Source organism: Micromonospora hortensis (assembly GCF_022230935.1).
Classification (GTDB): domain Bacteria; phylum Actinomycetota; class Actinomycetes; order Mycobacteriales; family Micromonosporaceae; genus Micromonospora; species Micromonospora hortensis.
Map to the genome: position 1 here is coordinate 1 of NZ_JAKKFE010000023.1, position 20,342 is coordinate 20,342.

A 20,342-nucleotide genomic window follows, 5' to 3' on the forward strand; every position below is an offset into this window, starting at 1 on the left:
CATCGACGGCCTACTCTTGACGACGCTGTTGCCCCTGGTCGGCTTCGTAGCCCTGACCGCGGGCAACGCGTTCTTCGTCGCGGCCGAGTTCGCCCTGGTCACCGTCGACCGGGCGGAGATCGACCGGCGGGCCGCCGCGGGCGACCAGGCCGCCCTGACGGTACGCACAGCGTTGCGCGAACTCTCCTTCCAGCTCTCCGGGGCGCAGCTCGGCATCACCATCACCGCGCTGCTCACCGGCTACCTGGCCGAGCCGGCCCTGGCCCGGCTCTTCACCCCGTTGCTGCGCCCGCTGGCCGGAGACAGCACCGAGCGGCTCACCCCGTTCATCGCGTTGGGCCTGGCCACGCTGATCTCCATGCTCTTCGGCGAGTTGGTGCCGAAGAACGCGGCGCTGGCTCGGCCCATGCCGGCGGCGCTGGCCACGGCCGGCCCGATGCACACCTTCTCCCGGACGTTCGGCTGGGTGATCCGGGGGTTGAACGGCTCGGCGAACCGACTGGTCCGCGCGCTCGGCGTGGAGCCGCAGGAGGAGTTGGCAAGTGCCCGCTCGCCGGAGGAGTTGGGCCTGCTGGCGGGCATCTCGGCGCGGGCCGGCGCGCTGCCCACCGACACCGCGATGTTGCTGCGTCGCACCATCCGCTTCGGTGACAAGCGGGCCGCCGAGGCGATGACCCCCAGGGTGGACGTGGTCGCGCTGCGCGCCACAGCCACCGTGGCGGAGCTGCTGGAGGCGTCGCGGCGGACCGGGCGGACCCGGTTTCCCGTGTACGAGGAGACCCTGGACCTGGTGACCGGCGTGGCCGGTGTGCCCGACGCGCTGGGTGTCCCGCTGGCCGACCGGGCGTCGACCCGGGTCGGCTCGGTGGCCCGCGAGCCGGTGTACGTGCCGGAGAGCCTGAACCTGGACGGTGTCCTGGCCGCGCTGAAGGAGGCCGGGGCCGACCTGGCCATCGTGGTCGACGAGTACGGCGGCACTGACGGCGTGGTGACCGTCGAGGACCTCGTCGAGGAACTGGTCGGAGAGATCGCCGACGAGTTCGACCCGGCGAGCGTGGACGACGACGGGTCGGCCGAGCTGACGGTGCCGGGCGGTGAGCGCACGGTGCTGGTCGACGGTGTGCTCCGCTCCGACGAGTTGGCCGAGCAGACCGGCTTCCGGCTGCCCGAGGGGCCGTACGAGACCCTGGCCGGGTTCCTGATGGCCCAACTCGGGCACATCCCGCTCGCTGGCGAGACGGTCGAGACGGACGGCTGGGAGTTCACAGTGGTCGAGGTGGAGCGGCACCGGATCGAGCAGGTCCGGGTGTTGCGCCCGGCGGATCCGGACGACGATGACTGAGCTGCTCGTGACGGTGCTGTTGCTGCTCGGCAACGGGTTCTTCGTGGGCAGCGAGTTCGCGCTCATCGCGTCCCGCCGGACGGTGATCGAGCCGCTGGCCGCCGGGTCGAAACGCGCCCGTTGGGCGTTGTCGGCGATGAACCAGATCCCCCTGATGATCGCTGGCGCGCAGCTCGGCATCACGGTCTGCTCGTTGGGTCTGGGCGCGATCGCCGAACCGGCGCTGGCTCACCTGCTGGAGCCGCCGTTCCACGCGGCCGGCCTGCCGGAGCGGGCGGTGCACCCGGTGGCGTTCGTGCTGGCGCTGGGCGTGGTGGTCTTTCTGCACACGGTCGTCGGTGAAATGGTGCCGAAGAACATCACGCTTGCCGGTCCGGAGGTCTCTGCGCTCTGGCTCGGCCCGGCGATGCTGGCATTCTGTGTGGCCACCAAACCGTTGTTGCTCGCGATGAAATGGGCGGCCCGGCGGGTGCTCGCGTTCTGGCGAATCGAGGCCTCCGAGGCGGTGAAGACGGTGTTCACCGCCGAGGAGTTGGCCGGGTTGGTTTCCCAGGCGCGGACCGAGGGGCTGCTCGACGCGGAGCAGCACGCGCGGATCACGGGCGCGCTGGCCCTGCACGCCCGGACGGCTGCGGACGCGCTGCAACCGTGGTCGACGGTGGTGACGGTGGCCGAGGACGTCTCGCCGGCGTCACTGGAGGTGCTGGCGACCCGGACCGGCCGGTCCCGGTTCCCCGTGGTGCAGCGGTCGACCCGTCGGGTGCTCGGTTTTGTGCACGTCAAGGACGTGCTCGGGTACGCCGGGCAGGGCCGCCGGTCGCCGGTGCCGGCCGACGTCTACCGGCCGCTGGCGGTGGTGCCGCCGGACCGTACGCTGGCCGACCTGCTGCTGGCGATGCGTCGCGAACGGCGGCACATGGTGCTGGTCAGCGACGGGCGACGGCCACTCGGTGTGGTCACCCTTGACGATGTATTGACCGCAATCGTTGGGTGATGAACCAATACCCTTGGTGTGCAAGCGGTTGCACGACAGTGATGGTGACCGCCCTCGCCTTGATTACCGCCCCGAGCTTCCCTAATGTGGGGCACCGACCGCTGTGGGTCGTCTGCCTCGGCCCTTCCCTCACGCGAGGCGCCCGGCGGTCGGTTGCAAAGGAGTCGGTGCCGGTGGCAACCATGCCCCCTCATCGTCACGACCTGAATGCGTCTGCTCGCTCTGGTGGCCTGCGTCGCGTCGCGCACCGGGTGCTGATCCTGGTCGCTGCCGCAGCGGTCGGCGCCGGTCTGCTGACCGCGCCGGCACATGCCGCGCCCACGGTCGACGAGATCGAGGCGCAGATCGACAAGAAGTGGGAGCAGTTGGAGCCCACCATCGAGCAGTACAACAAGGTCCGGGCGCAGTTGAAGGTCAACCGGCAGAAGTCGGCGAACCTGCAGAAGAAGATCGAGCCGCTGGCGCTGCAGAGCGAGTTGGCGCTCAACCGGGTCGGCGACCTCGCCTCCCGCTACTACATCTCGGGCCCGTCGCACGACATCGGCGCGCTGCTGGTCAGCGCCAAGCCGGACACACTCACCGAGCAGCTCACCATCCTCGACCGGCTCGCTTCGCAGGAGCGCAAGGAGGTCGAGGGTGTGCTGGCCGTGCGGGCCAAGTACGACGGCGAGAAGCAGAAGCTGGACGCGCTGATCGTCACCCAGACCAAGCAGCAGAACGAGCTGGCGGCCAAGAAGAAGCAGATCGACGCCGAAATCAAGCAGCTCGAGGCGTCGATGCCCAAGACCACGGTCAAGACCGCGGCCTGCCCGACCATCAACGGGGTGGTCAGCGAGGCAGCACGCACCGCGATCAAGACCGCCTGCGGCAAGGTCGGCAAGCCGTACGTCTGGGGCGCCACCGGGCCGAACTCGTTCGACTGCTCGGGGCTGACCCAGTACGCCTACAAGGCGGCCGGGATCTACCTCACCCACCACACCGGTGACCAGTGGAACGAGGGCAAGGCCATCTCGCGAGGTGACGCGCGCCCCGGTGACCTGGTCTTCTTCTTCTCCGGCCTGAGTCACGTCGGGCTCTATCTGGGCAACAACACAATGGTGCACGCGCCACGTGCCGGTAAGCCGGTGCAGGTGTCCAGCATCAACACAATGCCGGTCGCCGGGTTCCGCAGACCTGGCTGATCCACCTCACGCGACACGAAGGCCCCCGGTCACCGACCGGGGGCCTTCGTGGTTCTCAGCGGGGCGCGCCGACCGGGGACGGCAGGAGCTGCACGTCGGCGAGGTCGACGTACATGATCCGGTGACCGAACTGGATCTGCGCGTACCGGTTCTTGCCGCGAATCACCGTCCAGTCGCCGGACGAGGAGCCGTCGAACGTGCTGGCCCGGTAGTACTCGCCGGCCAGCACCGCGCCGACGGCGTACCGCTGCCCGGCGGCCAGGGTGTATTGCAGCGGCGAGATCGCCTGGTAGGGCACCCCTTCCGGGTACGCGGACTGCTCCGGGTACGCCCGTCCGTAGACCGGAACTGTGGTCCGTCCGGGCTTCGGCGTGGCCACGATGCCGACGGTCCAGCTGGCGGTCGGCGCGGACGCCGGGTTGTGGAACCAGGCCCGCTGCCCGAGGTACCAGATCGCCGTCCAGTCGCCCTGCCGTCCGGCCAGCGCGTACGTCTGCCCGGCTGACGCCCGGGCCCCGTGGTCCGACACGGCCATCGTGTTCGGGCTGCCGTCAGGGCGGAGCGCGACGTCGTTGACCAGCGGCGCGTCCGCAGACGGTGCGCTGCGCAGCACCACAGCGGAGGAGCCGCGTGGCGCGCAGGGCACGCCCGGGGTGACGCAGTCGGTGAACGCCGGCTGGTTGGTGACGTAGTCCGGATCGATCCGGACCATTCCGGTGGCCGGGGTGCCGGTGTCCAGTCGAGGCGCGTGCAGCAGGTCGAAGTAGTGCGTCCAGTCCCAGTACGGGCCCGGATCCCAGTGCATTCCCCGCACTGTCGAGGGGATGGTGCCGGGCACGTTGTCGTGACCGATGATGTGTTGCCGGTCCAGTGGGATGCCCAGCCGCAGCGCCAGGTGCCGGACCAGCTTCGCCGAGGTCCGGTACATCGCCTCGGTGTACCAGGTGCCCTGCGCCGCGAAGCCCTCGTGTTCCAACCCGATCGACTTCGCGTTGACGTACCAGTTGCCGGCGTGCCAGCCGACGTCCTTGGTCTTCACGTGCTGGGCGATGTGCCCGTCGACCGAGCGCAGCGAGTAGTGCCAGCTCACGTAGGTCGGGTCCTGGACCAGTTGCAGGGTGGTGGCCCAACTCGCCTCGGTGTCGTGGATGACTATGTACTCGATCTTCTGCCGCGTGGGCCGGTCGGAGAGGTCGTGGTTGCCGTAGTCCCCGTCGCCGAACGCCTCGTAGGGCGCCGGGATCCACTCGCAGGAGATGGTGCGCGGGCACTCCACCCCGTCCGGGCGGGCCAGGCGGCGCAGACCCAGCCGGTCCAGCCAGGAACGCTCCGGCCGTACCGCGCGGGCCAGCAGGGTGATCCGCTGGCCGTCGTCGGTCACCCGGGCCTCGCCCGCGCCGATGGTGGTGAAGACCTCGTCGGCGAAGGCCGCGGCGGCGTCGGCGCTGTCCGCGCCCGAGTAGCGGGCCACCGCGCCGTACCAGGCCGCCGGGTCGGTGTCCGCGCCGACCGGCGCGCCCAGATCCCTCTGGTACGCGCTCAGCAGCGCGGCCCCACCCCGGATGTTGAGGCCCGCGTCGGTGCGCAGTGCCTCGGGAGTGGCGCCTGTCAGCGTGGCGGCGGCGTCGACGGTCTGCAACGCGGCGGTGGACGGCGCGGGTGCCTCGACCGGTCGGGGCGCGGGCACTCGGGCGGGACGGGAGTCGTCGCCGCGTGGGTCCTCGACGCCGGCGTCGTGGTGGCCGCGCCCGGGTAGGGCGGCCACGTGCCGCGCGTCGGTCAGGTGCATCGGACCGTAGCCGCCACTGGTGCTCGGCGTGCCGGCGTTGGTGTCCCAACGGGACTGCAGGTAGGAGACGCCGAGCAGCACGACGGCCGGCACGCCGTACTCGGTGGCCGCTGCGGCGTACTGCTGCTGGCGGTCGGTGCTGGGCGCGGCGGCAGCCGGGCCGACGGAGAGTGGCACGGTGGTCGCGGCGGCAACCACTGTGGCGGCGAGCAGCGCGCGCCAGCCGGTCGACAGGGTTGGATGGTGCATCGAACCCCCTAGATTCTCGCGGAGTGAGGTCAGGTCACCATCGCGCCGTCCGGGAGGTCACGTCAATACCTTTCTATCTATCGAAGTGGATGGAAAGAATTCTTCACACACTGTCGGTGACTTCGTCCAATCCGTACGGAGTGTCACCGCCGCACGGGTTGCGGATCGGTAACAGGCGTCTCTACTCTGGTCATTTGTCGGCCCGACAGCAGCTCCGCCCAGCCTGGGCGGTAACGGACCGACACCGCCGAGTCGTTTCCGAGCGAACCGGGGACCCAGGTCCCTCGGGGTGAATCCGCAGCCATTGCGGTAGGGCGCCGACTTCCCGCCCGAACCCGTCAGCTAACCCGGTAGGCGGTCAGGAAGAAGGAGTACGGAACCCCGGTGGCACTCCATGCCCCGCGGCCGTCGTCCGAGCGGTCGGCATCAGCCGGCCCGGCGTCGATAGTGCCGCGCCCACGCTGGTCCCGCTTCACCACCGCAGTCGCCGCGCTGGCCGGCATCGCCGTCGTTCTGACCGGCAGTGCCACTGCGGCCCACGCCGACCCGTCCGTCGCCGAGATCGAGCGCCAGATCGACGCCGACTGGAACAAGCTCGAACCGATCATCGAACGGCACAACGCCACCCGCACCGACCTCGCCGCGAAGCGCAAGCAGGCAGACGCGCTGGCCGCCCGGATCACTCCGCTCGAGCGCCAGGTCGACGCCGCGATGAACAAGGTCAGCGCCCTGGCCGTACGCGCCTACAAGGGTGAGAACGTCTCGACAGTCAACGCCGTGCTGGGCAGCCGGTCGCCCAGCGAGGTGGTCGGCCAGCTCGAAATGCTCGACCGCTTCGCGCACAACCAGCAAAAGGACGTACGCCAGGTGGCCGACCTGCGCGACCAGTTGGCCGCGCAGAAGGCGCCACTGGACGAGATGGTGGCCCAGCTGACCCGCACGGAAGCTCAGCTGGCGGCGAAGAAGAAGCAGATCAACGACGAGATCGACCGCCTGCAGAAGCTGCGCCTCAAGGTGTACGGCAGCGGCGGCGGCGGTCCGCTGCGCCCGGCGCCCTGCCCGGGCAGCTACCCCGGAGGCGGCGCGGGCACCGCTGTCAAGTTCGCCTGCGCGCAGATCGGCAAGCCCTACGTCTGGGGTGCCGAGGGCCCGAACTCGTACGACTGCTCAGGGCTGATGCTGGCCGCCTGGGCGAAGGCCGGCGTGTCGCTGCCGCACAACGCCGCCGCGCAGAGCCGGGTGACCAAGAACGTCAGCAAGGGCGACCTGCGCCCCGGCGACCTGGTCTTCTACTACAGCGACATCCACCACGTCGGCATGTACGTCGGCGGCGGCTGGGTGGTGCACGCCTCGCAGGCCGGTCAGCCGGTCAAGATGAAGAAGGTCGACGACGGCCCGATCCACAGCTACGGCCGTCCAGGCTGACAGTGAGTCATCGAAGGGCCCGTCGCGATTCCGTCGCGGCGGGCCCTCGTCGTCTCGGTCCTGGCTGCTGAACCTCAGCGTGTTGGCCAGGTGCGCCAGTGCTGCCAGGCGCGGCTGGGTGTCGGCCCCCGCTGGCCCTGGTAGCGCGACCCGTAGACCACCGAGCCGTACGGGTGCTCAGCCGGCGAGGAGAGCCGGAAGATGCAGAGCTGCCCAATCTTCATGCCCGGCCAGAGGGTGATCGGCAGGTTCGCCACGTTCGAGAGTTCCAGCGTCACGTGACCGGAGAAGCCCGGGTCGATGAAGCCGGCGGTGGAGTGCGTGAGCAGGCCGAGCCGGCCCAGGGAGCTCTTGCCCTCCAGTCGGCCGGCGAGCTGGTCACCCAGCGAGATGACCTCCAGCGTCGAGGCGAGCACGAACTCCCCCGGGTGCAGCACGAACGGCTCGCCGTCGGGGACCTCGACCGCCGAGGTCAGATCGTCCTGCTGCATCGCGGGATCGATGTGGGTGTAGAGGTGGTTGTTGAAGACCCGGAACAGCCGGTCGAGTCGGACGTCGATGCTGGACGGTTGGACCAGGGTGGGCTCGAACGGCTCCAAGCCCAGCGTGCCGGCCTTGATCTCGGAGACCAGGTCGCGGTCGGAGAGCAGCATCGGACCACCATAGCCGCGTTGCCAAAAGTGGCCGGATTCGGTGCCGGTGACCAGCGCGTCGAGGTCGCTGCTCGTACATTTGTTCGATAGAATGCCCACATGGCTTCCTGGTCCGAATTCGCCGCCGACGAGCCCCGACTCGCCGACGGGATCCGCGTTCTCCTCCAGCAATACGGGCCGGGCTTCGGCTATCTGGCCACGGTCCGTGCCGACGGCGGGCCCCGCGTCCATCCGGTCTCTCCGGTCATCACCGCCGAGGGGCTGTTCTGCTTCATCATCGACTCGCCCAAGCGCCGCGACCTCGAACGTGACGGCCGTTACGCGCTGCACTCGTTCCCTGCCGAGGAGAGCGACGACGAGGCGTACGTGGCGGGGCACGCCCGTCCGGTGACCGATCCGATCCGGGTGGCGCAGTTGGCGCAGAGCGCCCGGGCCGAGCCGCAGGTCGACTGGCGGCTCTTCGAGTTCACAGTCGACGTGGCCATGCTCACCCGCCGCGAGCAGCACATCGCGGGCATTCCGGGCCTCGCACCGAGTCGGCCGGCCGTTCGGGTCTGGCTCGACCCAAACGCCCCGTTGGCGGTGGCAGCGCCCCTCGCCGTCCCGCAGGCGCGCCCGACCCGCCTCAGCCGTGACGTCCAGTGCACTGCCGCCTGACCACCGCCGGCAGATCATCGGTGCCGGCTCCGTCGTAACGGAGCCGGCGCCGGGTCGTACGCACCGGCCCGGCACCCTGCCGCCCGCGGTGATCAACTCGACTTCAAGGAAGTCGCGGTGTCCCAGCGCTCCGGATGCCCCGACTTCCGGAAAGCCGAGTGGATCAACCCGGGCGGAGCGGTACGCGGACACCTGCGGCCGGCGGGGGTACCTGGGTGCACGGGCTCGACGACTCGGGTACAGTGGTGCCGCTTGCGGGTGTAGTTCAATGGCAGAACATCAGCTTCCCAAGCTGACAGTGCGGGTTCGATTCCCGTCACCCGCTCCACCACGAAGGCCCCGACCAGGACGACAGTCCGAGTCGGGGCCTTCGATGTTTCAAGGTCAACGATCATGCGCCGTGCCATTAGCGTGCCATTAGCCCCGGTCGGAGGGGACGCTGTGCCTGCGAAGTTGACCCGAGATGAGGCCATCCATCTCGTTCAGCGGATCATGCACCTCGATTACGCCAACCATGCTGAGTTGAACGATTGGCTGGACCAGCTCGAACGTGACCTCGACTACCCGGACATCTCTGAGCTGATCTTCGCGGTCAATCCGGAGCTGACGGCGGCCGAGGTGGTCGACAAAGCGACCTGCTACCGACCGACCGAGCCAGCGCAGCCGCCGCGCGCGTAGCGTCATCTTTCGCTGTCCTTCTTGTTCTTCTTGCCGGCCTTGTCCTTGCGCTTGTCCTTGCCGTTAGACGCCTTCTTGGCCTTCTTCCGGTCCGCGCGGACAGCCTCGTGCAGCGCCTGGGCGATGGCGCGGTCGGCTTCCGCCGTCGCATGCTGGTAGATCAGCGCGGCCTGCGGCGAGTCGTGACCCATCCGGGCCATCAGGTCGCGGGTGCTGGCCCCGGTCTGGGCGGCGAGAGTGTTCCCGGTGTGCCGCAGATCGTGGAAGTGCAGGTTCGGCTGACCGATCCGGGAGACGCTGGCCTTCCAGGCGATCAACTTGTTGAGGTTGCCCCGCCATATCGGGCGCCCACTCTCCGTGGTGAACACGCAGGCATCCGGGTTGTCGTCGACCTCAGCGGTCAGGTGGTCACGGACGACCTCGACGACCGCCGGGGGCAGGGTGATCGTGCGCCGACTGGCCCGAGACTTCGGCGGACCGAGCACCAAGCCGACCCCGCGTTGCTCGGTGTACGCCTGCCGTACCCGGACCGTGCCGGCCGCGGTGTCGACGTCCTGCCGTTGCAGCGCGGCGACCTCACCCCAGCGCAGGCAGCCGAAGGTGGTGACGAGGACCAGGGCGCGGTACCGGGGCGGCACGATGTCGGCCAGCTTGAAGACCTGGGCGAGCGTCAGCACCGGTCGTTCCGCAGGCTTCTCCTGGTCCGCGCCCGGGATGCGACACGGGTTCCGGGGCAGGATCGCGTCTTCCTTGACCGCCGTCATCAGCACCGCCCGCAGCAGCCGATACGCCTTGGCCGCCATGCTCACCGAGACGCCGTTGCCGAGCAGATTCGCCCGCCAGTCGCGGACCATCGGGGTGTCCAGCCGACCCAGCTCCACCCCGCCGAGGTACGGCACGACGTGCTTGTCGAGAAGCCACCCGTACAGGTGCACGGTGCGGGGTCGTAGGTTCGGCCGTTGGTCAATCCAACGCCGGGCGTAGTCGGCAAGTTTGACCTTGGCCCGTTCCGGGTCGGTCCACTCGTGCCGGGCAATCTGCGCCTCGACCAGCGTGAGATACCGGTCCGCGTCGGACTTCCGGGCGAACGTCTCCGGCGCGTTGCGCATCTGCCCGTCCGGGCCGAGGTACCGGGCCTGATAGCGCCCCGACGGCAGCTTGCGGACGCTGCCGAACCGGCGGTGTCCATCCTTGTTCGCCATCACGCCACCCGCTGGAGGTCGCGCCACACACCCGAGGTGGTCAGGGGCTCCACCCGCCCGGACTCGACGTGCGCGGCCAGGTCGACGGCCTTGATACGGACGCTGCGGCCGAGCTTGTGAAACGGTATGCGCCGTTCGGCGACCAACCGGCGTACGTAGCGCTCACTCATGTTGATCCGGACTGCTGCCTGCTCGATGGTCAAGACCTCGTCCACTGTCGCCTTCCTCCCCGTCGTGCCGTTCGCTGTGCTGAGTTGCCGAAAGATCTGAGGACTCCTGCGCGGCCCGGTCCTTCGCGGCGAGCAGTTCGGATCGCCAGCGGGCGCGTTCACTGATGGACCGCATGAGCCGGTGGGACAGCGGTCCCACGTCGGGGTCGTCGGGTCGGGCGAGTTCCCAGGCGTGCCGGACCCGTTCGGTGGTGGCGCCCTGGTCGTCGACGAGCTGCCCGGTGTCGCCGGCCGTGGCGCTGTCGGTGGTGGTGCCGAGCAGTGCCCGGACCCAAGCCCGGACGTCGTGTTTGTGGTCGGCGAGGGTCTTGCCGGACCAGTCGCGGGAGATGAGGATGCGTCGGCCGCCGATGCCGAGGGTGTCCCGCTGGTGGACCTTGCCCTTGCACCGGCCCGGCTTGAGCTTGGCGTTCGCCTTCTTGGGCTGGACGCCGTAGAGGAGCCAGTTCGCGCAGCGGTCGGTGCACGGGGTGATCCGGAGTTGGTGCCAGAGCCGGTCGAGGTGCTTGCGTTGCCGGTCGGTGGTGGCCTTGTGGCAGTCGCCGGTGTTCTTGGTGATGTATTTCGTGACGTACCGGATGGTCCGTTCGGCGTCGGTGGTGCCGGGCATGACGCCGCGTGCGTCGACCTGGGCGCCGAAGCGGACGACGTGCACCGGCTCGGAGTCTGGGTCCTCGTCGATGGCGTCGAGTGCTTCGGCCCAGGTGTGCAACGGCTGGCCGGTGTCCGGGTCGGCCCACGCCCCCGTCTGCTCGTCCCAGACTGGTAGCCGGTCGAGGGTGTACCGCTGGACGTCGACCGAGGGCCACCACACCTGGTGGTAGGTGGCCGCCGCCACGGTGCGCAGGACGTCGCGAGGGATGGTCCCCCGGATGGCGAAGTGGGCGTGTGGGGCGAGTCGGCGTTGCGGCTCGACGCAGCCGGCGTACTGGACGTTCCAGCCTTCGCAGCGGCGGAGGTTCTGCCAGAACCGGTCGAGGAGCCGAGGGAAGTGGACGGCGTCCCAGGCTGCGCGGCGGTAGTCGTATCGGTCGGGGTTGACCGGGGTGCCGTCGGGGCGGACCGGGCCGTAGGAGTCGAGGGTGAGCGTGAGCCACATCGACGGCCGGAAGGTCGACCCGTCAGGGGCGGTGTAGGTCTTGCCGACGGTGCGCCGTTCGACCTTGCGCCGAGGTAGGTCGGGTGCGTCCTGGCGCCGTTTGGTGGAGCGCTTGCGCCGGCCGCCGGGGTCGTCGTCGGAGTCCTCGGTGACGTGCGGTGGGCCGACGCGCCCGCGCAGGCCCTCAGCGGCGATGGCTTCCTCTACCTCGCGGATGGCTTCGTCGATGTCGGTGACCTGGTCCCACTGTGCGGCGCGGATTGCTTCGTCGCGGGAGAACTCCAGGTGTGCGCGGAACAGGATCAGCGACTTCTGCGCCTCGGTCGCGGGTTCGGGGCCGGGTAGTGGCTCGTCGTCGCGGTGCCAGCCCTCGCGGATCTGTGCCTGCCGCAGCCGGCGGTTCTTCTTGGCGCACGGGCCGCACTTGTCCTCGCGGGTCGCCCCGCAAGGGAGGTCGATGATTTCGGTCAGGCCGGTGTCGAGATCAGTGCGGCGCATGGCAAGGGGACGGACGCAGACGCCGTACTCGGCGGCGATCTCTTTGAGGATGTCCACTGAGCGGGGAAGCGCCATGCGGGCCGCCCGCGACCCCGGCCGAGGAGCAACCGGGGTCGGGGCGGGTTCGAGGCCGGGCAGGGTTGGAGCGGTCATCGGATGATCCCGACGACCTGGGGCCGGTTGGGGTGGACGACGCCGGGCGGAGGCAGCACCGCAGCTGATGCCGGCGGCATCACCGGAGCCGGCGGGACGGGTTCGGCAGGCTGCGGCTCGTCGTACCAGTCGCCCTGGGGCTGATCGGGCTCCGGTGCCGTCGGGACGGCGGGGGCGCTGGAGAGGACGACCTTGACCAGGGCGAGGAACGCCAGCGACGGCACGGCGGCGACGATCCAGCCCCAGACGGAGGGTTCGGCTTCGGCGACCTGGGCGGCGAGGGAGAGCAGCGCGAACGCGACCAGGAGCACGCCGACCAGGCCGACCGGGCGATTGTCGCGGCGGCGGGCGCGGATCTCCAGGCCGAGGTAGATCGCCATCAACTCGACGGCCACGGCGTTGGCCCAGCCGATCCAGTGAGGTTGGCCGTGGGCCACGGTCAGGTCGTGGACGTGGGTGAAGGCAGCCGCGCCGGCCATGGCGCCGATGGCGAGCAGGATCACCAGGCGTACGCCGGACTCGGCCCGTTCGCGGTTCATCGATGACCGCCGGGGTTGCGGACGGTCAGGGTGATGTGGATGCGCTGCCCGTCCAGGTCGCGGCGTCGGTTGACGAAGTGCGCCAGGCCGTGCAGGGCACCGGCGAGCCGGTCCGGGGAGTCGTGAAGTTCGATGTGCAAGGGCTTGATGCGGTGGGTGCCGAGGAAGAAGCGCTTGAGGGACATGGCGGTTACCTCCGGGCCGGGGTGACGCGGGTACGGATGTGGTCGGGTGGTTCGCCGAGGGAGGCGACCGCTTCGGAGAGGCAGCGCCACAGCGCCCACGCCTCGTCGGGGGTGAGGTACATACGGCGCCGGCCGCCGCCGACGGCGAGATACACCGGGTACGGGTCAGGCCGGGCGGCGTCGACGCGCACGGACACCGCCGTGGTGGTCGCGCCGTCGGTGCCGGGGGCGCGGAGCCGGTAGAAGGTCCGGCCGTCGGTCGGGGCGGTCACCGCGGATCACCCCCGTCGGTGTCGCGGTCGAGGATGTGGCGCAGCGAGTCGGGCAGCAGCGGCCCCCGAGACTGCCGGGGCACGAACGGCCGGGCGGGCTCGGTGGCGGTCTCCCGGCCGACCTGGGCGAGGATGTCCGCCGCGTCGGCCGGGGCCGGGTACTCGGCGGCCAACTCCCTGATGTGGTCATCGGAGATGTAGGAGAACCGGACCCGAGCCGGTTCCGGGATGCCGTCCAGGATCACGTACCCGACGCCCTTGGCCCACCGGGGCATCTGGTCAGCCAGCGCTCCCCGGTTGCGGGCACCGTCGCCCAACACCAGGTCAACCTGAGCGGCCTCGGTGAGGCCGAGGGCGATGCGGGTGGGGAACAGGTCCCGGAACGGCAGCACCTCCTTGCGGGGGTCTTGCAACGCGGCCACCACCAGGACACCGACACCAGCACCCTGGGACAGCAGCAGGCCGAGCGACCCGGCGATGCGCTTGCGCAGGTCGACGTCTTGCAGGTACGCCGTCAGCGCGGCCATCTCGTCGATGACCACCACGACCAGGGGGTCAGCCTCGGTCGGGGTGTGCACCCGGACCGTGCCGGCCAGACGGGTCTGGCGCTCCCGCATCACGGCTACGGCCTCGTCGAGAAGGTCCGCCATGGCTTCGAACGACTTGCAGGCGAAACGGGCGAACAGCGGCCGTCCCATGGCGAACTCCATGCCGCCCTTGGGGTCGATCACCCAGAGCCGGACCAGGCCGGAGGTGATGCCGCCGGCCAGCGAACGCACCAGCGACCACAGCACCGAGCCCTTACCGGACCGGGTGGCCCCGCCGATCAGGACGTGCGTGGCGAGCAGGTGCAGCGACCAGATGCCCAGGTCATCACGTCGAGCCAGCGGCAGCGCGGTGAAGTCCGGGACGGCCGGGGCGTCGAACGGGGCCACGACCGGCCGCAGGGCGTCGGTGCGGACGAGGACCAGGTAGACCTGCGTTGGCCGGTCCCGGAACCGCACCCGGTCCACCCAGCCCCGCAGCAGCGCCCAATAGCCGGTACGGGTCGGCGCGTCGTCCGGGCGTTCGGAGTAGACGCGGGCGTGCCGCCGGCCGAAGGCGTACGCGAGATTCGCCGTGACCTTCTGGAAGTCGGCCGGGGTCTGCCCCCGGACCATGCGGATGGTCAGCACGTCGAGGGCTTGATCCGAGCGCACGCGCAGCAGCTCGGGCAGGACGGCCCGATGGTCGTAGGTTGCGGCCAGGCCGCACAGGGTCATGGCCTCATGCCACGCCCGCCGGTACACGAAGACCTGACGGAACCGGCCGAGCAGCGGCCCGGCGCACCACCGCCACCAGGACTCCTCATCGCGCCACCGCCACACCGCCGACACCAACGACGCCAGCACCAGCGGCACGACCACACCCGACCAGCCGTGCTCGGAGTAGAGCACGACGGCGAGCACCGTCAGGCCGACGGTGACTGGGTGGCGTAGGCACCACCAGCAGGCCTGAGCGAGCCATCGCAGCACCAGGCCGAGCACGACTAACCACATCGGCAGTTGGAACCGCTTCGGCCGGACCACCACCAGGTCCCCGGCGGAAGTCATCAACACCTCGCCACGCGGCCGGCGCATCATCGCGCACCCCGCAGCGACACGAACCGGCCCGACGCATCCCGGACCGGAGAAAACGGAAGAACGAGCTGCCCGACGCAGCCAGCACACCGACCGTCGGCACCGGTGGTCGGGTCGAACCGGGACTGACACACACCGCACCGCGGCTGGGCCGGAGCAGCCGAACGCCTACGCTTGGACACGTCACTACCTCTCTCGACAGAGCAGGGGGAAGAGACAGAGGGGCGGGGCTGCCGTCCGCCAAGACCTGACAGCCCCGCCCCCACCTGATGCGGCTACGCCGCCGCCTTCTTGGCCACGCCCGCCGGAGCGCGCATCCCGGTCGCCCGCAGCGAGTACGCCATCCGACCGTTGTTCGCCACGTACGGCGTGACCGTCATGCCGTCGAACTCCACCGCCTCGAACAGACCGCCCGTCGGCGGAACCGGCTGGTAGTCGGCGGAGATCTTCACCGTCGTCTCCCGGGAACGCTTGCCCAGCTCGGGATCGAGGTCCATCACGCGGACCTGCCACACCCGCTGGCCGGTCAGCTTGTCCTTCGCCGGGCTACGCCGCCCCGTCTTCTCGTCGTAGTCCTCGACCTCACCCAGGGACTCGGGCACCAACGCGCACCCCGCCGGGAACACGTCCTCACAACGCACGGCGAACCTCGTACCGCCACGCAGAGCCATCGCTCAACCTCCAGGTTGTTAACTTGTCTGCCAAGTTGAGACTCCAAGGTAGACGGCACTTGGCAGACAAGTCAACAAGCTTGCTCGACGGAGAGTGCGCCTAGGACTGAACGACGCCTGCTTTGGTCATGCTTGAGGGAACTTGATCAAGATCGAGTCAGCCCCGGCGAGGCCACGCCTTCGCTGCCCACCAGATGCTGCTCATTGAGCGGGCAGAGGTCGCGTTGTACGCCATCTCGGTGTGGACGGGGTGGCAGAACGATCCCAGCCGGCTCGCCCCAGACGTCATAGGTGACTGATTAAAACTGCCATAAGCGGCGCGTATGACAGTCATCGACTATGGCGATGTGTAAGTTGGACCAGGAACCGAAGGTAGAGTCAGGAACGTTAGGTGCGTTCAACGTTCAACGCACGGCGAGGCGGAAATGGCCTGCGGTGCGCGTCAGAACTGCCGTCCCAAGCGGTCGGCGAAGAAGAAGCCCCCGCCCACACGTTGCAGCGACAGGCGGAGGCAACCCCGCTGGATGAGCCCGTCTTGTTAGGCGGGCTCATTCTGGTTGAAAACTGCACCCAGTCCGACGACGAGTGTCACCAGCAGCCTGAACGCGAGAGCCATGAGCTCTAGCTGGTCCCTGAGACACACGTTGCCGGACTTCCGGTGCCTGCCGACACTGCGATACCCGCAGACCCGGCATTCCTTCTTTGGCATCACACCGGCCTTCCTTACAGGGGGACGTTTTTCGTCTCCTGAGGGGCGTGAAGACGCTTCTACCCCAAGGCAGGTCGGTGCATTGCCAGTATGATCGTACCGAGAAGTTGGGGATTGCTCGGAAGGCGCGCAGAGGCTGACAACTAGGGAGAGAAGATCAGCCCCGACGGGCGGCGTGAATGGGAGCGCAAGACCGAGGTAGGGGGCTACGCCCGCTGCTCCGCGAGGCTGGCACGACGAGATGGCCGACCGGGTCGAGCACGAGCTGTTGGGGCGCAACCTGCTACCCGGCCGGTGGACGTTCCAGAGCGTGGAGGAGTTCGACGACGGCTACTACGCGGCGTTCCAGGAGATCGAGCGGGACGCGCGGGAGAAGCTAGCCGGCGGACGGCGGCACATCTTCGAGGCGGAGATGAAGGAGCGGCGGCGCACCCACGGGATGCCGGGGCACGAGGCTACGCCGGAGGTGTGAGCGCCAGACCACGAGGCAGCATCGAGGCTAGGGCGTTGGCTCTAGCCTCGATGATCCTCATCCGGGCTCGGTACTCGGCCGGTTCCCGGTGCGCGGCCTGGCTGGTGACTTGGCCGGGCCACTTTCGGTAGAGCAAACCGTACTCGCGGGTGAAGTGGCCGGCGGTGACGGCGTTGGCGGCGAGCAGCAGGCCGGTGTCTTCGGAGGCGGGCAGCGCCATCCAGCCGCCCAGGGCGAAGACGAGATCCCGCCGCAGGCATAGGGTCGCCGGGTGCACCGATGCCCGGTAGTCGTTGGCCTGCCAGAACGACAGGACCGCACCGCGGTCGATTACCCCGCCGGCCGGGTCCTTGTCCCATCCAGCGGTCGACCCGTCGGGCAGCAGATCGAGTACCCGTGAGGTGGTCCAGCCGATCTGCGGGTGCGCGTCGAATGCGGCGATGTCCCGGGCGAGCGCGCCGGGGGTCAACTGGTCGTCGGCGTCCAGCACCTTGATGAGTTGCCCGGAAACCCGGGAAAGAGCGAGGGTACGGGCAACACCAGGCCCACCGGAACGACCGGTGCCGAGACTGATCCGAGGATCATCGGGCAGCGCGTCGACCAGGGCGCCGGTCTGCCCGTCCTCCTGGACTAGCCACTCCCAGTCCCAGCCGGCCGGCATCTCCTGCTTGGCCAACGACTTGTAAGCGCCAGCCAGGTACTCGATGCTGGGCGCGTGGACCGGGGTGATGACCGAGACGAGCTGCGTCAAGCTTTCCACCGCTGGAGTTTGTGGGAGTAGACAAGCTCAGTCCGGTCACCCGGCATCACCACGTCGGCGACCTCGACGACCCGGCCCGTGGTGTCGGTCGAGGTCTTCCGCACGGTCAGCACGGAAACGCCCGGGTCGATGTCGAGCAATTCGGCCTCGTCCGGCGACGGCGGGCGGGCGCGGATCTCGTCGTCGATCCGGTCCAACTCGATGCCGAGCGTGTAGAGCTGATGTTGCGTACCGCCCGGCCAGGGTTCCTTGCCCGCGTCGAGCAGGTCCGGGTTCGCAGCCACCAGGTCGTACGGCAGGTATGAGTACGACACGGTCAGCGGCGCGTTTTCGTGCCGCGACGATGTCCAGTAGACCCGGCGCAGCAGCGGAGTACCCGGCTCGACCTGCAAGGCCGCCGCCATCTCTACATCAGCCTGCACCTGGGAGTACTCGGCGTGGAACTTCAGGTCGTCGACGGTCAGGCCGGTGTCGTGCTCGGTGGCACCAGTCTTCAGCCGCTCGTCCTCGTGGAGGAGGACGCGATCCTTCTCCCACTGGTACCGCTCGGTGTTGCGACGGCGTACCCGCTGGCGGGGTGCCCGCACATAGGTGCCACGCCCCTGCTCCGCGCGGACCAGGCCCCATTCCCGGAGCTGCCGGATGGCGTTGCGGACGCTCGTGCGCGACAGGCCCGACGTGTCGGCTAGCTCGGTCTCGCTGGGCATCAGCGTGCCGGGGGCCATCTCCCCGCTCATGATCTTCGCCCGCAACTCTTCCGCGAGTTGCAGGTAGCGAGGGCGCCAGTCCCGACCTTGCACACCGGTCACCGTACCCCCTAGACGTTCCAACGTCTGCCAGGTGGTCCCGCCCGCCGGCCTTTCGGGAACCGGAGGCACCGCTACCGCAGGTCGCGGTGCCTGCGCCCGACGAGGGCCAGGAGTACGAGGGGCAGCGACGCCCCGACGATCGTTGGCGGTCACCGCGTCTCCCCCATCTGTCCGTGCCGACCAAGCGGTGCCACCATCACCCGTCGAGCGTGCGTCAGTTCCTCGATGAGCCGGTCAACCTGCGCCGCCGACAGGAGCACGGTTTGCGTTGCGCCGTCGCGGGTCGCGTCGAGCTTGACGGCCAGGTCCCGGCGGGCGAACCGGTCGATGAGCAGTTGCAGGCTGATCCAGCCGGTCTGCTCTCGCCCGATGGTGGCGAGAAACCCCTGGTGCATCGGGTCGTTCGGTCCACAGCCCCGACACCAATCCGGGCACACTCCCCGAGCGCCCGACGGCGGACGGCCCTCCGTCGCAGGTATGCCCTCACTCATCGTCGGTCTCCGGGTCGCCGGCCACCTGTGCCAACAGGCCGTGAAGCTGCTCGACCAGTTCGGCCGCCTGCGGCACCGACAATTCGGCCCAGGCGTTCCCGGCCCGGCACGTCAGGTGAACCCCCACCATGGGATCGAGAGCGTCAGCGCTGATGAGGTAGCTGACGATCTGTCCACCTGCTCGGCTGTCGCCGACCCGATGCATTGGGCCACGATGACGGCGAGCCATGTGGGCGAGCACCGGCGGCACCAAGTAGCCGCAGCGGTCAGGGGCGCACCAGTCCGGGTGACTCACCACCGCGGTCGGCTTGCTCGTATGCCTCATCGCGGCGACCGCCCGGCGTTGCCCCGGTACTGCTGGGCGTGCGTCATCAGCGGCGCGTACTGGATCGCGGGCAGCTTCTGCGTCGGGCCCGTCAACCACCACGCCGCGTGCCTGGGCGGACGTGACGGAGCGTTGCTGCCGGCGGCCCGGTTCGCTGGGCGTCTCGAAGACCACCAGGACGACAACCAACCACGACGACGATGAGAGCCGGACATCGCACCTCCACAGGTAGGCGAGACCGGTGGCCGACCACGAGGGAATGCGGCCGGCCACCGGCCCGGATGAAGGCACGGCGCACCGTCCGACGCAGACGGGTCGGGTATCGCCGAGCCAACTTATCCGCGCGGCTACCGCAACCGGTCCGACAGGACGCCGCGCATCAGGTGCGACCAGGGTCGGCGCGAGACCACCCCTGACACGAGCCGTCATCCTGGCCGCACACCGAGAAACGTACCTACAAGTGGACGTGTTGTCCATACGTCGAAACGTGTCGCTTGGTTGGCACTTGGTAAGACAAGTGCCAGGTACGGTGAGCGGGTGCCCACCCCGCACTACGGACAGCCCCGCTACCGCGCGATCGCCGACGAGTTGAGAGAGCGCATCGAAACCGGCGCCATCCCGCCGGGCGCACTCTTGCCGGCCGAGAGCGCCCTCACTGCCGAGTTTCGGGCAGCCCGCGGCACAATCCGCCAGGCCATTGCGGTCCTACGGGAAGAGCGGTTAGTCGCTACCGATCACGGCCGCGGCACTTACGCGAATCCGAGCTGGAACGAGAGCGGGCTGACCGAGGGTTCCGAGCCGAAGAGATCAGAGCGCCAGGTCGCCGCAGACCCGGAGCTCGCAGCCCTCTTCGATGTTGAGGTGGGCGCGGCCCTGATTGAACAACAGAGCCTCATCCGAGCAAATGGAGTCGTTGGAACAGTCATCAGAGCCTATCGAGTGCTCTGGACGAAGCAGTAGAGGACCGTCCGCACCTTCTGATAGGTCCTCAAGACCCCCTGAGCAGACTGCACCGGCACCATGCGGGTACGTGTCTGTTGCTCCGCTGGAGTTCCGACTTCCGCCATGGCACACCCCCGGTGGTTGAAGCAGCAGCGAGGAACCAAGGGAGCACCCCAGAACGACAGGTCGTTCAATAGGGGTGTGTGTTTCGGCAGTCGGTCCCGACGCGCCCAGCACCGCGCGAGGTACGAGAGGACACAGCGGCGAACTGGTGGCGGATCGCGAGTTGCCGTTGCTACGCCTCCTACCAGGCGCTCCGGCTCCGGGACGGCCGAAGATCGTCGGCAGCCACCGGTTCTGTGAGTCGTGGCGCGGCCCCATCTCACCTGGAACCAATC

The 20,342-nt window shown here is 69.2% G+C and carries 21 protein-coding genes, 1 tRNA gene, 1 pseudogene and 1 riboswitch; of the genes and pseudogenes, 9 read left to right on the forward strand and 14 right to left on the reverse strand.

What is annotated here, in order from left to right; all coding sequences use genetic code 11:
• The first annotated feature begins 28 nt into the window (after window positions 1-28).
• From NIE111_RS16165 to NIE111_RS16175, 3 genes are all read left to right on the forward strand, one after another.
• Window positions 29-1,342: a hemolysin family protein gene (locus tag NIE111_RS16165; protein ID WP_238685414.1), complete on the forward strand. Its 1,314-nt coding sequence runs from the start codon at window positions 29-31 to the stop codon at window positions 1,340-1,342.
• A complete protein-coding gene (locus NIE111_RS16170) occupies window positions 1,335-2,336 on the forward strand; it encodes a hemolysin family protein (protein WP_112601088.1) in 1,002 nt (333 codons plus the stop codon). Before NIE111_RS16165 ends, NIE111_RS16170 begins: the two co-directional genes overlap by 8 nt.
• A gap of 167 nt (window positions 2,337-2,503) precedes the next feature.
• Window positions 2,504-3,517, forward strand: a complete 1,014-nt coding sequence (locus tag NIE111_RS16175; RefSeq protein ID WP_238685188.1) for a C40 family peptidase — start codon at window positions 2,504-2,506, stop codon at window positions 3,515-3,517.
• Between the two features lie 55 nt (window positions 3,518-3,572).
• On the opposite strand, the gene NIE111_RS16180 is transcribed toward NIE111_RS16175, so the two are convergent.
• A complete protein-coding gene (locus tag NIE111_RS16180; protein WP_238685189.1) occupies window positions 3,573-5,555 on the reverse strand; it encodes an N-acetylmuramoyl-L-alanine amidase in 1,983 nt (660 codons plus the stop codon).
• A 235-nt stretch (window positions 5,556-5,790) separates the two neighbouring features.
• Window positions 5,791-5,926: riboswitch (cyclic di-AMP (ydaO/yuaA leader) on the forward strand.
• Window positions 5,927-5,939: 13 nt separating this feature from the next.
• On the opposite strand from NIE111_RS16180, the gene NIE111_RS32270 reads away from it, so the two are divergent.
• Window positions 5,940-6,980 (forward strand): C40 family peptidase, encoded by a 1,041-nt coding sequence (locus NIE111_RS32270; protein WP_238685190.1) that lies wholly within the window; start codon window positions 5,940-5,942, stop codon window positions 6,978-6,980.
• A 74-nt stretch (window positions 6,981-7,054) separates the two neighbouring features.
• Here NIE111_RS32270 and dcd read toward each other — a convergent pair whose 3' ends face one another.
• Window positions 7,055-7,633: a dCTP deaminase gene (dcd, locus tag NIE111_RS16190; protein WP_030332009.1), complete on the reverse strand. Its 579-nt coding sequence runs from the start codon at window positions 7,631-7,633 to the stop codon at window positions 7,055-7,057.
• A gap of 99 nt (window positions 7,634-7,732) precedes the next feature.
• On the opposite strand from dcd, the gene NIE111_RS16195 reads away from it, so the two are divergent.
• From NIE111_RS16195 to NIE111_RS16205, 3 genes are all read left to right on the forward strand, one after another.
• Window positions 7,733-8,290 carry a pyridoxamine 5'-phosphate oxidase family protein gene (locus tag NIE111_RS16195; RefSeq protein WP_238685191.1) on the forward strand — a complete coding sequence of 186 codons (558 nt, stop codon included), beginning with the start codon at window positions 7,733-7,735 and terminating at the stop codon, window positions 8,288-8,290.
• A gap of 254 nt (window positions 8,291-8,544) precedes the next feature.
• Window positions 8,545-8,618 (forward strand) — tRNA-Gly (locus NIE111_RS16200).
• 113 nt (window positions 8,619-8,731) lie between these two features.
• Complete coding sequence (locus tag NIE111_RS16205) at window positions 8,732-8,968, forward strand: bacteriocin immunity protein (RefSeq protein ID WP_238685192.1); 237 nt, start codon at window positions 8,732-8,734, stop codon at window positions 8,966-8,968.
• Between the two features lie 2 nt (window positions 8,969-8,970).
• On the opposite strand, the gene NIE111_RS16210 is transcribed toward NIE111_RS16205, so the two are convergent.
• From NIE111_RS16210 to NIE111_RS16245, 8 genes are all read right to left on the reverse strand, one after another.
• Complete coding sequence (locus NIE111_RS16210) at window positions 8,971-10,170, reverse strand: tyrosine-type recombinase/integrase (RefSeq protein ID WP_238685193.1); 1,200 nt, start codon at window positions 10,168-10,170, stop codon at window positions 8,971-8,973.
• Window positions 10,170-10,340, reverse strand: a complete 171-nt coding sequence (locus tag NIE111_RS16215; RefSeq protein WP_238685194.1) for a helix-turn-helix domain-containing protein — start codon at window positions 10,338-10,340, stop codon at window positions 10,170-10,172. The genes NIE111_RS16210 and NIE111_RS16215 overlap by 1 nt, the downstream gene beginning before the upstream one ends.
• A complete protein-coding gene (locus NIE111_RS16220) occupies window positions 10,333-12,150 on the reverse strand; it encodes a replication initiator (protein WP_238685195.1) in 1,818 nt (605 codons plus the stop codon). The genes NIE111_RS16215 and NIE111_RS16220 overlap by 8 nt, the downstream gene beginning before the upstream one ends.
• Window positions 12,147-12,689: a DUF2637 domain-containing protein gene (locus NIE111_RS16225; protein WP_238685196.1), complete on the reverse strand. Its 543-nt coding sequence runs from the start codon at window positions 12,687-12,689 to the stop codon at window positions 12,147-12,149. Before NIE111_RS16225 ends, NIE111_RS16220 begins: the two co-directional genes overlap by 4 nt.
• Window positions 12,686-12,874 carry a hypothetical protein gene (locus NIE111_RS16230; RefSeq protein WP_238685197.1) on the reverse strand — a complete coding sequence of 63 codons (189 nt, stop codon included), beginning with the start codon at window positions 12,872-12,874 and terminating at the stop codon, window positions 12,686-12,688. Before NIE111_RS16230 ends, NIE111_RS16225 begins: the two co-directional genes overlap by 4 nt.
• 5 nt (window positions 12,875-12,879) lie before the next feature.
• A complete protein-coding gene (locus NIE111_RS16235; protein WP_238685198.1) occupies window positions 12,880-13,146 on the reverse strand; it encodes a hypothetical protein in 267 nt (88 codons plus the stop codon).
• Window positions 13,143-14,738 carry an FtsK/SpoIIIE domain-containing protein gene (locus NIE111_RS16240; RefSeq protein WP_238685199.1) on the reverse strand — a complete coding sequence of 532 codons (1,596 nt, stop codon included), beginning with the start codon at window positions 14,736-14,738 and terminating at the stop codon, window positions 13,143-13,145. Before NIE111_RS16240 ends, NIE111_RS16235 begins: the two co-directional genes overlap by 4 nt.
• Before the next feature lie 302 nt (window positions 14,739-15,040).
• Window positions 15,041-15,436 carry a transcriptional regulator gene (locus NIE111_RS16245; protein WP_238685200.1) on the reverse strand — a complete coding sequence of 132 codons (396 nt, stop codon included), beginning with the start codon at window positions 15,434-15,436 and terminating at the stop codon, window positions 15,041-15,043.
• A gap of 941 nt (window positions 15,437-16,377) precedes the next feature.
• Here NIE111_RS16245 and NIE111_RS16250 point away from each other — a divergent pair.
• Window positions 16,378-16,617: pseudogene (locus NIE111_RS16250) on the forward strand (hypothetical protein); the annotation flags it as partial.
• Here the strand turns inward: NIE111_RS16250 and NIE111_RS16255 are convergent.
• From NIE111_RS16255 to NIE111_RS16270, 4 genes are all read right to left on the reverse strand, one after another.
• Entirely contained in the window at window positions 16,601-17,377 is a 777-nt protein-coding gene (locus NIE111_RS16255) for a glycosyltransferase family 2 protein (protein ID WP_238685201.1), read from the reverse strand. The pseudogene NIE111_RS16250 and the gene NIE111_RS16255 overlap by 17 nt on opposite strands.
• Window positions 17,365-18,186 carry a GntR family transcriptional regulator gene (locus tag NIE111_RS16260; protein WP_238685202.1) on the reverse strand — a complete coding sequence of 274 codons (822 nt, stop codon included), beginning with the start codon at window positions 18,184-18,186 and terminating at the stop codon, window positions 17,365-17,367. Before NIE111_RS16260 ends, NIE111_RS16255 begins: the two co-directional genes overlap by 13 nt.
• A 149-nt stretch (window positions 18,187-18,335) precedes the next feature.
• Window positions 18,336-18,581, reverse strand: coding sequence for a precorrin-4 C11-methyltransferase (locus NIE111_RS16265; protein WP_238685203.1), 246 nt, complete (start codon window positions 18,579-18,581; stop codon window positions 18,336-18,338).
• A gap of 88 nt (window positions 18,582-18,669) precedes the next feature.
• Entirely contained in the window at window positions 18,670-19,191 is a 522-nt protein-coding gene (locus NIE111_RS16270; protein WP_238685204.1) for a hypothetical protein, read from the reverse strand.
• Window positions 19,192-19,539: 348 nt separating this feature from the next.
• On the opposite strand from NIE111_RS16270, the gene NIE111_RS16275 reads away from it, so the two are divergent.
• Entirely contained in the window at window positions 19,540-19,962 is a 423-nt protein-coding gene (locus tag NIE111_RS16275) for a GntR family transcriptional regulator (protein WP_238685205.1), read from the forward strand.
• Window positions 19,963-20,342: the final 380 nt, after the last annotated feature.

What these genes read in the sequence shown, in the direction of transcription:
- NIE111_RS16170 (WP_112601088.1), top strand. Translation starts at nt 1,335, where the DNA reads ATGACTGAGCTGCTCGTGACGGTGCTGTTGCTGCTCGGCAACGGGTTC.
- NIE111_RS16180 (WP_238685189.1), bottom strand. Translation starts at nt 5,555, where the DNA reads ATGCACCATCCAACCCTGTCGACCGGCTGGCGCGCGCTGCTCGCCGCC.
- dcd (WP_030332009.1), bottom strand. Translation starts at nt 7,633, where the DNA reads ATGCTGCTCTCCGACCGCGACCTGGTCTCCGAGATCAAGGCCGGCACG.
- NIE111_RS16195 (WP_238685191.1), top strand. Translation starts at nt 7,733, where the DNA reads ATGGCTTCCTGGTCCGAATTCGCCGCCGACGAGCCCCGACTCGCCGAC.
- NIE111_RS16210 (WP_238685193.1), bottom strand. Translation starts at nt 10,170, where the DNA reads ATGGCGAACAAGGATGGACACCGCCGGTTCGGCAGCGTCCGCAAGCTG.
- NIE111_RS16215 (WP_238685194.1), bottom strand. Translation starts at nt 10,340, where the DNA reads ATGAGTGAGCGCTACGTACGCCGGTTGGTCGCCGAACGGCGCATACCG.
- NIE111_RS16220 (WP_238685195.1), bottom strand. Translation starts at nt 12,150, where the DNA reads ATGACCGCTCCAACCCTGCCCGGCCTCGAACCCGCCCCGACCCCGGTT.
- NIE111_RS16225 (WP_238685196.1), bottom strand. Translation starts at nt 12,689, where the DNA reads ATGAACCGCGAACGGGCCGAGTCCGGCGTACGCCTGGTGATCCTGCTC.
- NIE111_RS16230 (WP_238685197.1), bottom strand. Translation starts at nt 12,874, where the DNA reads ATGTCCCTCAAGCGCTTCTTCCTCGGCACCCACCGCATCAAGCCCTTG.
- NIE111_RS16240 (WP_238685199.1), bottom strand. Translation starts at nt 14,738, where the DNA reads ATGACTTCCGCCGGGGACCTGGTGGTGGTCCGGCCGAAGCGGTTCCAA.
- NIE111_RS16245 (WP_238685200.1), bottom strand. Translation starts at nt 15,436, where the DNA reads ATGGCTCTGCGTGGCGGTACGAGGTTCGCCGTGCGTTGTGAGGACGTG.
- NIE111_RS16265 (WP_238685203.1), bottom strand. Translation starts at nt 18,581, where the DNA reads ATGCACCAGGGGTTTCTCGCCACCATCGGGCGAGAGCAGACCGGCTGG.